Source organism: Thalassotalea profundi (genome assembly GCF_014653195.1).
Taxonomy (GTDB): Bacteria; Pseudomonadota; Gammaproteobacteria; order Enterobacterales; family Alteromonadaceae; genus Thalassotalea_B; species Thalassotalea_B profundi.
Genome location: NZ_BNAH01000013.1, coordinates 1 through 11,979 on the forward strand (window position 1 = coordinate 1; position 11,979 = coordinate 11,979).

8 protein-coding genes are annotated in these 11,979 nt (G+C 36.3%); 4 read left to right on the top strand and 4 right to left on the bottom strand.

The features are described 5' to 3' along the window. Nucleotides 1-133: 133 nt before the first annotated feature. Nucleotides 134-1,087, bottom strand: coding sequence for a response regulator transcription factor (locus IE155_RS14605; protein WP_189378991.1), 954 nt, complete (start codon nucleotides 1,085-1,087; stop codon nucleotides 134-136). A gap of 119 nt (nucleotides 1,088-1,206) precedes the next feature. Between IE155_RS14605 and IE155_RS14610 the strand changes: the two genes are divergently transcribed. The 3 genes from IE155_RS14610 (at nucleotide 1,207) to IE155_RS14620 (ending at nucleotide 6,558) form a co-directional block, all read left to right on the top strand. Further along, nucleotides 1,207-2,883 carry an FAD-dependent oxidoreductase gene (locus IE155_RS14610; RefSeq protein WP_229817340.1) on the top strand — a complete coding sequence of 559 codons (1,677 nt, stop codon included), beginning with the start codon at nucleotides 1,207-1,209 and terminating at the stop codon, nucleotides 2,881-2,883. 21 nt (nucleotides 2,884-2,904) lie between these two features. After that, the gene (locus tag IE155_RS14615; protein ID WP_189378992.1) at nucleotides 2,905-4,641 is read left to right on the top strand and encodes a thiamine pyrophosphate-binding protein; all 1,737 of its coding nucleotides are present in this window, start codon (nucleotides 2,905-2,907) and stop codon (nucleotides 4,639-4,641) included. A 105-nt stretch (nucleotides 4,642-4,746) separates the two neighbouring features. Further along, nucleotides 4,747-6,558: an acyl-CoA dehydrogenase C-terminal domain-containing protein gene (locus IE155_RS14620; RefSeq protein ID WP_189378993.1), complete on the top strand. Its 1,812-nt coding sequence runs from the start codon at nucleotides 4,747-4,749 to the stop codon at nucleotides 6,556-6,558. Between the two features lie 75 nt (nucleotides 6,559-6,633). Here IE155_RS14620 and IE155_RS14625 read toward each other — a convergent pair whose 3' ends face one another. From IE155_RS14625 to fadE, 3 genes are all read right to left on the bottom strand, one after another. After that, the gene (locus tag IE155_RS14625) at nucleotides 6,634-7,299 is read right to left on the bottom strand and encodes a TetR/AcrR family transcriptional regulator (protein ID WP_189378994.1); all 666 of its coding nucleotides are present in this window, start codon (nucleotides 7,297-7,299) and stop codon (nucleotides 6,634-6,636) included. 89 nt (nucleotides 7,300-7,388) lie between these two features. Beyond that, nucleotides 7,389-8,276, bottom strand: a complete 888-nt coding sequence (yihG, locus tag IE155_RS14630; RefSeq protein ID WP_189378995.1) for a 1-acylglycerol-3-phosphate O-acyltransferase, YihG family — start codon at nucleotides 8,274-8,276, stop codon at nucleotides 7,389-7,391. Between the two features lie 195 nt (nucleotides 8,277-8,471). Then, a complete protein-coding gene (fadE, locus tag IE155_RS14635; RefSeq protein WP_189378996.1) occupies nucleotides 8,472-10,910 on the bottom strand; it encodes an acyl-CoA dehydrogenase FadE in 2,439 nt (812 codons plus the stop codon). 218 nt (nucleotides 10,911-11,128) lie between these two features. Here fadE and IE155_RS14640 point away from each other — a divergent pair, with 218 nt between their 5' ends. Then, nucleotides 11,129-11,914 (top strand): class II glutamine amidotransferase, encoded by a 786-nt coding sequence (locus IE155_RS14640; protein ID WP_189378997.1) that lies wholly within the window; start codon nucleotides 11,129-11,131, stop codon nucleotides 11,912-11,914. Nucleotides 11,915-11,979: the final 65 nt, after the last annotated feature.

An 11,979-nucleotide genomic window follows, 5' to 3' on the forward strand; every position in this document is an offset into this window, starting at 1 on the left:
AGTCCCGTCCACTCCGCCAACTCTTTAATTTTACTATTTGCAATTCTTCAAATTGATTCTGAGGTTAAAACCTTAATACTTTCAAGATCAAGCTTAACAAACTGAATGGTTCAGTGTTGAAGCCTCTGGTGTTTTATTTTATGAGTTTCTGCTTTGCGACCAAGGCGATTAAATCACTTCGAGTGTTAATACCTAGTTTCGAGTAAATACGATATAAATGATTTGATACTGTTGAAGGGGATAATGACAAAGTTCGAGCTATTTGTTTAAACGTATTTCCTTGGCAAATGCCGTCTACTACTTCTTTTTCTCTTTTACTTAATTTATCGAGCTGGTTTTTTACTCGTACAGTGAGTTTAAATAAATCGCCAAAAGCTTCTCTTTTAAATTGTAAAGTTTCGATTGAAAACTCGCTTTCTAAGCCGGACATTTTTAATGGAAATTGTTGTTTCGTTAATTCAGGTAAATGAGCTTCTAATAAATCAAGAAAACTGGTGGTTACATTATGATATATACCTTCTTTATCACAAAGGGCGCATTTGTTGTCATTTTTTTCGAATTGAGCAGACTCATTTAGTGTCATTAATTGTTTATGTGATAACGCACAGCGAAGATGAAAGAGCAATTGATTATGTATTGATTTTTCTTGCTCTGTAAATGGATCTGCTCTATCGAACCGATATAAAGTTAGTAAGGTGAATATTCCACTTCGAAATTCAAAATCAATAGAGCTTAATATTCTTTCTATTTCAAACAACTTAAAGCATTTAAGATAGAGCTCAGATTGATAGAATTCCTCATCATTTATTATTTCTCTCATATCTACTGCTTGACCTTCATTTAACATTAATTGTTTAAATATAGGGTTGATGGCGAGGGTTTTTCTCAATTGAGTAAAAATTTCGGAAGATACATCAAGTGTGGTTTGTGTGTGAAATTGCTGAGAGGAGATATGTCCAGTCCCCCAAATAGCGCCATCAAAAGGAATAACTTGGCGTAATAAATCAAGTGCCCAACTAGAGAAATCTTCCAACGTCACGAAAGAGGCGTCTCGATATAGTTTGCTAATAAATATGTCGGGTGTCATGTCTGTGAATATTTCCTCAAATTTATCGTTCGCCAATCTTGAACTGATATTGATTAGGTAATTTTTACTATAGTTAAGTTAGCTTTATTAGCACACTATAATACAAGGTGACATTGGCAGTGAATAATTATATGAATGAATCAAAGAAAATCAGTTGCGACACAGTTATTGCAGGTGGTGGTATAGCTGGATTAGTTTGTGCCCTAGAGTTACTAGAAGCAGGACAGAAAGTTATTATTATTGATCGTGATACTCAAGATAGGTTGGGAGGTCTTGCTCGTTGGGCCTTCGGTGGCATGGCGTTATCAGAAACACAGCAACAAAAAAGAATGAAAGTGCCTGACTCTCCTGCATTATTACTAAAAGATTGGCAAAGCTTTGCTGAATTTGAAGCTGAGGATTATTGGCCAAAACAATGGGCACAAACGTATGCCGAAAATAATAATGAAATGGTTTATCAATGGTTGCTAAAACTAGGATTAAAGTTTATGCCTGCGGTAAATTGGGTTGAACGTGGTTTGTTTACGCCAGGAAACTCTGTCCCTCGATATCATATATTATGGGGTACAGGTTTGCATTTAGTCGAAACCATTATTGCCAAACTTACACCTTATTTAATTCCTTCCCATTCAGCTTTTTCAGGTAATAAGGCATCTCTTAAAATATATCATCAACATAAAGTCATTAAGCCAATTTCAGAGCAGCAAAGTAACATAGTGATAGCTTGTGGTGTTGAAGTTTTAAATGAATTAAAAATGGAACATTTTTCAATTGAAAGTAAGCATGTTGTGATCGCATGTGGTGGTATAAACGGTAGTATTGATCGAGTTAAAGATAATTGGTTTCCATCACTTGATAAAGCGCCTAAAGCTTTACTTAATGGAGCAAACCCTATTTCTGATGGGTTATTGCATGATGAGTTAGTGCAAATAGGGGGGCAAGTTACTCATAGTGATAAAATGTGGAATTATGCTGCCGGAATTCACCATCCTCAAGCAGAATTTGACGGTCATGGACTAAGTTTAATTCCATGTAAGTCAGCTCTGTGGATGGATCATACAGGTAAACGAATTGGTCCAATTCCATTGGTTACAGGATTTGACACCCATTATTTATGTCATCAAGTGGCTAAACAAGAACAACCATGGACTTGGCATATTTTAAATTGGGATATTGCAGCAAAAGAGTTAGCCGTATCAGGCTCTTTGCATAACCCCTCTATTGTAAATAGAAACTTTTTAAGTTTTATTAAAGAAACGCTATTAGGTAATCATAGATTAATAAGGCAATTGGAAGAAGAGAGTGATGACTTTTTATGTGCAGATAGTCTTAGTGAATTAGTTGATAAAATGAATACACTCGTTGGTAAAGAGTATGTTGATTATCAAGTTATTAAAAATCAAATTGAACAATATGATGAACAACTAACGTGGGGAGAACATCTACAAAATGATGATCAACTCAGGCGTATAAACCATGCTCGCCAATGGAAGATTGATAAACTGAGAACATGTAAACCTAAACCGATTCTTACTAAGCGTGGTAAAAACAAACTTATTGCAATTAGAGTACAACTCATAAGCCGTAAAAGTTTAGGGGGTATTCAAACGAACTTGAAAAGTGAAGTGCTAGATAACAATGCTAAAGCTATTCCAGGCTTATATTGTATAGGGGAAGCTGCTGGTTTTGGTGGTGGCGGGGCTAGTGGCCTGAGATCCTTAGAAGGGACTTTTCTTTCAGGTTGTATTTTAACCGCTCGAAAAGCGGCGCAAGCAATTATAGAACAGCAGAAATAATAAAATAATAGAGTAAACATAATGAAGAAAACAGCAGCATGGTTAGTTCGTTACGCATTAGAACAAATAAACGTCAAATTTACTTTCGGCATTCCTGGTGTACATAACACTGAGATATATGATGAATTAGACCAGTCAGAATCAATATCGCCAATATTAGTGACCCATGAAGGCTATGGTGCATTTATGGCAGATGCAGTCAGTCGCAGTAGTGATAGTATTGGGACGTTAGTTATTGTACCTGCCGCTGGTGCTACTCATGCCGCTAGCGGTATTGGAGAAGCTCATCTTGATGGTATTCCCATGTTAGTGATTTGTGGCGGAGTGAGAAATGACTCTCAATTTGAATATCAATTGCATGATATGGATCAGCATAAGATGTTAGCGCCTATTACCAAAAAAACATTTAAAGTAAATAATCACGAAGAAGTCGTTTCGACTATTTTTGAAGCTTATGCCCTTGCAAATGATGGTGAGCCAGGGCCTGTTTTTGTAGAAATTCCAGTAAATTTGCAGCTCGATAAAGGAGAAATTAAAGAACTTCCTGTATTTCAGCCTAAAGTAAAAACACTTAAACAGAACATTGATGACCAATTAAATCAGGCTGTTGAATTATTAATAAATGCAAAAAATCCGGGAATATTTGTGGGTTGGGGAGGGGTAGAAGCGAGCCAATATACTACTGCTATTGCGGAGATAATTAATGCCCCAGTGTCAACGACTTTGCAAGGTTTAAGTGCTTTCTCAGCAAAACATCCCTTACATACAGGAATGAGCTTTGGCCCGGCAGCAGTGCCGGCTGCAACTAATGCATTTAAAGAGTGTGACTGTTTATTAGCTATTGGAACCCGCTTTGCTGAAATAGCCACTGGCAGTTTTGGTGTCACAGTACCAGAAAATCTTATTCATATTGATATAAATAAAAAGGTGTTTAATGCAAATTATCCAGCTAAGGTTGCAATTGAAGGAGATGCAACTTTAATTTTAGCGAAATTAAGTGAAAAATTGGCTCAAACCAATTTTTTACATTCAGATATAAATAAGACTAAACAAGAAAAAATAGCAAAAGATAAGCAAGCTTATATTCAAGAATGGCTTGACCATGATAGTGAAGATAGAGTAAACCCAGCGCGTTTCTTTTTATCACTACGTGAACAAATAAACGATGATACTTTCGTGATTGCAGATGATGGGAATCATACGTTTTTAACCGCAGAGCTTATGCCATGTTATCACCCTAAACACTTTTTTAGCCCTACTGACTTTAATTGTATGGGCTATGCTGTTCCTGCAGTTATTGGTGCCAAGTTGGCAAACCCACATAGACAAGTTGTAGGTATTATTGGCGACGGTGCTTTTTTGATGAGCCATACGGAGCTTTTTACCGCATCTCATTTAAATATAGGTGCTATTTTTACGATTTTTAATGATGGGGAATTAGCGCAAATTTCTCAGGCACAATCAGTTCCTTATAATAAAAAAACTTGCACACTATTACCTAATTTACGTTTAAAAGCTTTGGTTGAAGCAAGTGGTTGTTGTTATATAAGAATCGAGACTAACGATGAGATTGGTGAAGCTATTACTCAAGCTATTGAATTATCTGAGCAGAGCGTATCAGTGGTGTTAGATGTTAATATAGATTACTCAAAAAAAACACGTTTTACTCAAGGGATTATTGCGACTAACTTGAAACGAATGAAGTTACCAACAAAGGTAAGAATGGTAAGTCGAGCACTTTGGCGAAGAGTTAAATGATAATTGGCTAAAATTATATCGAGGTAAGAGGTTAGACCAGTTGACTTTGGTATATTTCTCGTGGTTAACTATGCTTAGTTAAGATCTAATCCTTGGAGTGCAACAATGCTTACTTATAAAGCACCACTAGATGATATTAAGTTTTTATTTGAAGACGTTTTAAAATATTACCCACATTATGAACAGTATCCTGAGTTTGAAGATGCAACTCCGGATATGGTTGATGCTATTTTACAAGAATGTGCTAAATTCTGTGAAAATGAATTGTTACCACTTAATCAAAGTGGTGATAAAGAAGGTTGTACTTTTGATAAAGGTGAAGTTCGTACACCAAAAGGTTTTAAAGAAGCTTATCAAATGTATGTGGAAGGTGGCTGGCAGAGTCTATCCCATCCAGTAGATCATGGTGGTCAAGGCTTACCCCCATCATTAGGATTAGCTAAATCTGAATTAATGGGAAGTGCTAACTGGTCATGGGCAATGTATCCTGGGCTTAGTCATGGCGCAATGAATACTGTTCAAGCACATGGAACACAAGAACAGAAAGAAATTTATCTCACAAAGCTAACTGAAGGTACTTGGACAGGTACTATGTGCTTAACTGAACCTCAGTGTGGTACTGATTTGGGGCAAGTAAAAACCAAAGCGACACCCAATGATGATGGAACTTATGACATCACAGGAACTAAAATATTTATTTCTGCTGGTGAACATGATTTAACTGAAAATATTATTCATATTGTTCTCGCAAGGTTACCTGATGCGCCAGAAGGAACCCGCGGAATCTCTTTGTTTATCGTCCCTAAAATGACAGTTGATGCACAAGGTAATTGTGGTGACAATAATAATGTTACCTGTGGTTCGTTAGAAGATAAAATGGGTATTAAGGGTTCTGCTACAGCTGTTTTGAATTTTGATAAAGCAAAAGGTGTACTTATTGGGCCTGAAAATAAAGGCTTAGAATGTATGTTCACCTTTATGAATACAGCCCGTGTTGGTACGGCCTTACAAGGGGTATGTGCCTCAGAATTGTCGTATCAAAACGCGTTGATTTATGCAAAAGAACGTTTATCAATGCGTTCATTAACGGGTAAGAAAAAGCCAGAATTAGTCGCTGATCCTATTGTTGTTCATCCTGATGTACGTCGTATGTTGTTGACTCAAAAAGCCTTTTCAGAAGGTGGACGAGCAATGATTTATTATGCTGCTAAATTAGTTGATACCATTGAAACATCTAAAGATGAAAAAGCAGTTAAGCGTGCAGATTACCGTTTAGGCTTTATTACACCTATTTTAAAGGCTTTCTTAACAGAAGTTGGGCTTGAGAGTGCTAACCATGGTGTACAAATATTTGGTGGGCATGGTTATATTAAAGAGTGGGGTATGGAGCAAATTGTTCGTGATACTCGTATTGCTACTCTTTATGAGGGAACAACTGGGATCCAAGCATTAGATTTACTTGGCCGTAAAATTTTATTAAGCCGTGGTAAATCACTTAAAAGTTTTACGATGGAAGTATTAGGCTTTTGTAAAGATAAGAGTATGATCTCTAGTAACCCATATAAACGTCAAATGAATAAATTTATTTGGCCACTAAGTAAAGCTGTAGCTAATTGGCAGCAGTATTCAGTACGTCTAGCTATTAAAGCGAAGAAAGATCGTGATATTGTAGGTTCAGCATCGGTAGATTACTTAATGTATTCTGGTTACATTGTTATGGCGTATTTTTGGGCGCAAATGGCACAAGCAGCCTATGAAAAATTAGGTGAGGGTGTTGAAAATCGTGATTTTTATCGCGCTAAAATTAAAACCGCTGAGTTTTATTTTGAAAGACTACTACCTCGCACTAAGTCATATGCAGCGACTATGATGGCAGATCCTAAGTCTTTAATGCAGTTAAATGAAGAATTATTATAAACAGCAGTTAAAGCATGTTTGAACTAAAAACACCACGATAATTATATCGTGGTGTTTTTTATAAAACGTGGATCTTTATTTGACTTTCATTATCCAGCCAATAACCCTATTTACTTGTTGATAAATTGCTTCTCGGTCAATTTCATCAGCAGGCAACATAATATTTTTATATTCCAATTGCGTAAAAATAGTAAATAATATTTCAGCATCTATTTCCGCATTATCTTTATCAAAATAGCTACATAACTGTATAAATGGCATTAATAATAAGTTTCTATATTCATTAGCCAATTCTCGTAATTGAGGGGTTGTTTGTATTTCAGTAAATAATAATTGCTCAACTGCGAGTGCTGTTGAGCGCTCAGACACTTTATTTATAATATATTCAGTAGCAAGTTGAGCACATTGTTCACGAACTTGTACTCTAACTGATACTTTCTTTAATTGGGTTTTACCTATCGATTCGAGATAATCGAATGCTTGTTGCCAAGCAAAGTCAGTTAATTGAGTAACAAGTTCAGAATTTAATTTAAATGCTTGGTGAACTAACTCTTGAATATCTTTAAAGTAGTATGTTGTTAAAGATAACTGAATACCAGCATGACTGGCGATAGCGCGGTGGGTTGTTCCTTTAATCCCATTTTTAGCTAAAACATCAATAGCAGCGACTAGAATATTATGCCTAGTTTGCTCACCTTTACTGCGACGTTTAACCGTAACATTTTCCTTTATTGCTAACATAGTATTATTTATTCTCCCGATTAATTAACAGTAAATTAACGTATTTATGGTGAAATTTCAATTAATTGATAACAAATTGATATAACGTTTTAGTGTGACAAATGCTTAATGGTACTATTTTTTTTGCGCCAAATAGCATTTAGCCATTGCTGAAAATGAGATTTGAAGGTTGAATCATTGCTGTAATCACCTATTAAAGAATCATTAATTTCAATAGCTTCAACTTTGATAATGACTCTAGTTAAACGCCCTTTAAGTACATCTTTCATAATATGATACGAGGTATCAGGGTAAAGAATGGTTACATTTAGAATCTTATCGAATTGTGTACCTAACGTTGCTAAGGTAAAAGCAATCCCACCAGCCTTTGGAGGCAGTAAATGACTGTAAACTGGGTTACGCTGTTGTTTCACCTGAGTAAAACGCGTGCCTTCAACAAAGTTAATAACAGTTGTTGGATGTTGTTTAAATGACTGACATGACTTTCTAGTAGCAATAATATCTTGCCCCTTTAGATGTGGGTTTTTAGCAAGAAATGATTTTGAATACCGTTTCATAAAAGGCATGTCTAATGCCCAGCAGCCAACCCCCAGAAAAGGAATTCTTTTAAGAGACTCTTTTAAAAAATATTTTGGTTCGGCTGTATATTTATTCGTTAAATGTGAGAGTACAATAATATCTAACCAACTTTGATGGTTAGCTATTAGTAAATACCAAGAGTCTTTATTTAGTTGCTCACAGCCTGTTATCTGCCAATCGACACGATTAAATAACATGATAATTAAGTAATTATTTAGCGCCCATAAGCGATAAAAAAAGTGCATAGGCCGGTAAAGTATTTGATGAAAAGCGTTAATGCGAATCAGCCACTTTAATAAACCGCCTATAGTGATAATAGATCCTATTACAGCTAAATTTAAGCTAAATAATAAAAATGAAAATGGCATTAAAATAGCAGAAGGCAAAAAAGAAAGCATGAAATAAATGACCAAACGGTGAGTTGAGTAAACACTTAGATCATATTTTAACGATAATTAGTGATGAAGTGTATTGCTTTATTTGTTACAGCTGTACGCTAAAGAAGTGGAAAGTATAGATTGAATATAAAAAGGTAAGCATGAATAGCTTACCTTTTGTGTTTTTATATAGCGTTATGTTTGTTATACGCAGAATTACTTTGCCTGTGCTGCAAATTTGGCAGATACTAATTCTTCGGTATCAAAATCATCAACATTAATAGCAGCTAAGCGGCCAACCTCTGTTTTTCTCAAAAGTTCTGCTTCTGCTTCTGTAATAATGTTTTCCGCTAAACCTCTATCAGCAACTTCACCTAAACGATAAAAAGGTAACTTTTCACCTAATCCTTTACACACTTTATCAAAAATAGGTTCACTTGCTAGAATATCGTCAAGCGTTTGCTCTAACTGGCCTAAGATATTGTCTTCGTCGCGAGTTAAATATTGACCCTTACCTAATGCTGTTCTAGCCGGGCTTGGAGTTTGTAATATTCTTGCAACGCTATGATCTAATGCATCAGAAGGCTTTTGTAACCATGTTCCCAAAGGGAAAATAATTAAACGTAAAGCACCCGCAACAATTTTATTAGGGAAGTTATTGATTAATTCATCTATGGCCTGTTGAGTACGATAAAGTGAATCTTCAGCAGCCCATTTTACCATTGGTAACTCTGAAGCTTGTCTCCCTTCATCATTAAAGCGTTTTAATGTCGCACTCGTTAAGTATAAATAGCTAAGTATATCGCCTAGTCGTGCTGAAATACGTTCTCTTCGCTTTAAATCGCCGCCAAGTACTAACATAGCAATATCAGATAACATCGCTAAATTAGAGCTAAAGCGGGTCATTAGCTGATAGTAACGACGAGTATCATCATTAAAAGGAGCTTTTAGGATACGAGATCCAGTAAAAGAGAACCATACTGAGCGTACAATATTACTAATGGCAAAACCAATATGGCCAAATAATGCGTGATCAAACTCTTTTATTGCCTGTTGTTCATTAGTGTTACTTCCTGCAGCTAATTCAGCTAACACGTAAGGGTGACAACGAATGGCACCTTGGCCATAAATAATCATGCTACGAGTAAGTATGTTTGCACCTTCAACTGTTATTGCAACAGGAGCACCTTGATAGCCACGGCCTAAATAATTATTTTTACCTAAACAAATACCTTTACCACCATGTATATCCATAGCATCAGAAACACAGCTACGCATTTTCTCGGTTAAATGATACTTTGAAATAGCGGAAATTACAGACGGCTTTTCACCTAGATCAATCGCGCCTGTTGACATAATAGTTACGGCATCCATTAAATAAGCATTTCCGCCAATACGAGCTAGGGCTTCCTCAACGCCTTCCATTTTACCAATAGGTAATTTAAATTGACGACGAATTCTACTATAAGCACCAGTTGCTAAAGCGAGAGATTTAATACCACCGGCACTATTTGAAGGTAATGTTATGGCACGACCAACAGATAAACACTCAACAAGCATTCTCCAGCCTTGACCTGCCATTTCTGGGCCACCAATAATAAAACTTAGCGGAACGAATACTTCATTACCCTGTGTAGGGCCATTTTGAAAAGGTACATTAAGCGGGAAATGTCTTCTGCCTGTAATTACACCATCAATATTTGTGGGAATTAATGCACAAGTAATACCTAAATCTTCCTCTTCGCCTAATAAATGTTCAGGATCTTTTAATTTAAAAGCTAAACCTAAAACAGTAGCAACCGGCGCTAAGGTAATATAGCGCTTGTTCCAGGTCAGTTTCATACCTAATACTTCTTCGCCTTCGAATTCTCCGCGACATACAATACCAAAGTCAGGAATTGCACCAGCGTCAGAACCTGCTTCCGGGCTAGTAAGTGCAAAACAAGGGATTTCATCACCTTTAACTAAGCGAGGTAAATAATAATCTTGTTGTTCTTTAGTGCCGTAGTGCTGTAACAATTCTCCTGGCCCTAAAGAATTAGGTACACCAACGGTACTTGCAAGTACTGTGCTCGCACCTGAAAGTTTTTGTAACACGCGAGATTGAGCGAAAGCCCCAAATTCTAGTCCACCAAATTTCTTTTTAATGATCATGGCAAAGAACTTGTTATCTTTAAGGTACTGCCAAACCTCAGGAGACATGTCTGTACGTTCATGAGTGGTTTCCCAGTCATCAATCATCCTACAAACTTCTTCTACAGGCCCGTCAAGAAACGCCTGCTCTTCAACAGTTAAGCTAGGTTGTGGGTAACTATGAAGTTTCTTCCAGTCCGGAGCCCCTCTGAATAAGTCTGCTTCAAACCAAGTAGTACCGGCATCGATAGCTTCTTGCTCAGTTCGAGACATTTCAGGCATTATTTTTTTGAATAATGCTAACAAGGGCTGACTGATATATTTTTTACGTACATCGTTGATATTGAGTGGAATAATGACCACAGCAAAAATCAGCCAAGAAAAGAATGAAATAACATCGACAAATGTGCCTAGCGCCATTAGTGCAGCAAAGCCTAATGAAAATGTAGTAAGCGAAGCTCGGCTATAAGCGGCAAATCCACTAAATGCTATTGCAATTAGTATCCAAGTAAAAGCGTCCAAAATAACTCCTTAAGTGTAAAATACAGGTCAGACCACTAAGCTAAAGCTTAATTCTAAGTGTAAAAAATAGCAATGTGTTTTTAAAATTTAGTATAGTACATTTTATTTTATAATTTTCATTTTTAGTACTTCTATTGTTCTACCTTTTTCATAAGTTAAAAATTAGGCAAATGTTAGTGGTGAAAATCTAATTGTTTGATTATTAAGGTTTAAGTTTTATGTGTGAACTCTTGGCTATGAGTGCCAATGTACCTACAGATATCTGCTTTAGTTTTAGTGGCTTAATGCAAAGAGGCGGGAATACCGGACCACATAAAGATGGGTGGGGCATTACTTTTTATGAAGGTAAAGGCTGTCGAAGTTTTAAAGACCCATTACCAAGCGCTGAATCAGCTATAGCTAAACTGGTGACTGAATACCCCATCAAAAGTGAGGCGGTAATATGCCATATTAGACAAGCAAACTCAGGTGCTGTTTGTTTAGAAAATACTCATCCTTTTGTGAGACAAATGTGGGGGAAAAATTGGACTTATGCTCATAATGGCCAATTAAAAGATTATCAGGAAAAATTGCCTATAAACCTTCACATACCTATTGGAACAACTGATAGTGAACATGCCTTTTGTTGGATTTTAGATCAGCTACAGAGTAAATTTGGTCGGAATGAGCCGGAAGCAACCATACTTTTTTCTTATGTTGCTGAACTGTCGGCACGAATAAAAAATTTAGGTGTTTTTAATTTGTTATTAAGTAATGGTGATTGCTTGTTTGCTTTTTGTTCGAATAATTTACACTGGATAACTCGTCGTTCACCTTTTGGAGAGGCGACATTAATTGATGCTGAAATGAGAGTAAACTTTCATCATGAAACAACGGATAAAGATATTGTTACCGTAATAGCTACTCAACCTTTAACTGAAGATGAAACATGGCATAAGATGTCTAGTGGTCAATGGCAATTATTTTGTTTGGGAGAATCCCTTGCCAGTGGTGAAACGCTTTAAACGTTAATTTATGGTAGCTAACCATTAAGCATAACTTGTCAGACTAATATTAATGTTAAAAGCTA

Bases quoted from the DNA above. Each gene is read 5' to 3' on its own strand.
- IE155_RS14620 (WP_189378993.1), top strand. From the start codon at position 4,747: ATGCTTACTTATAAAGCACCACTAGATGATATTAAGTTTTTATTTGAA.
- yihG (WP_189378995.1), bottom strand. From the start codon at position 8,276: ATGCTTTCTTTTTTGCCTTCTGCTATTTTAATGCCATTTTCATTTTTA.
- IE155_RS14625 (WP_189378994.1), bottom strand. From the start codon at position 7,299: ATGTTAGCAATAAAGGAAAATGTTACGGTTAAACGTCGCAGTAAAGGT.
- IE155_RS14640 (WP_189378997.1), top strand. From the start codon at position 11,129: ATGTGTGAACTCTTGGCTATGAGTGCCAATGTACCTACAGATATCTGC.
- IE155_RS14605 (WP_189378991.1), bottom strand. From the start codon at position 1,087: ATGACACCCGACATATTTATTAGCAAACTATATCGAGACGCCTCTTTC.
- IE155_RS14615 (WP_189378992.1), top strand. From the start codon at position 2,905: ATGAAGAAAACAGCAGCATGGTTAGTTCGTTACGCATTAGAACAAATA.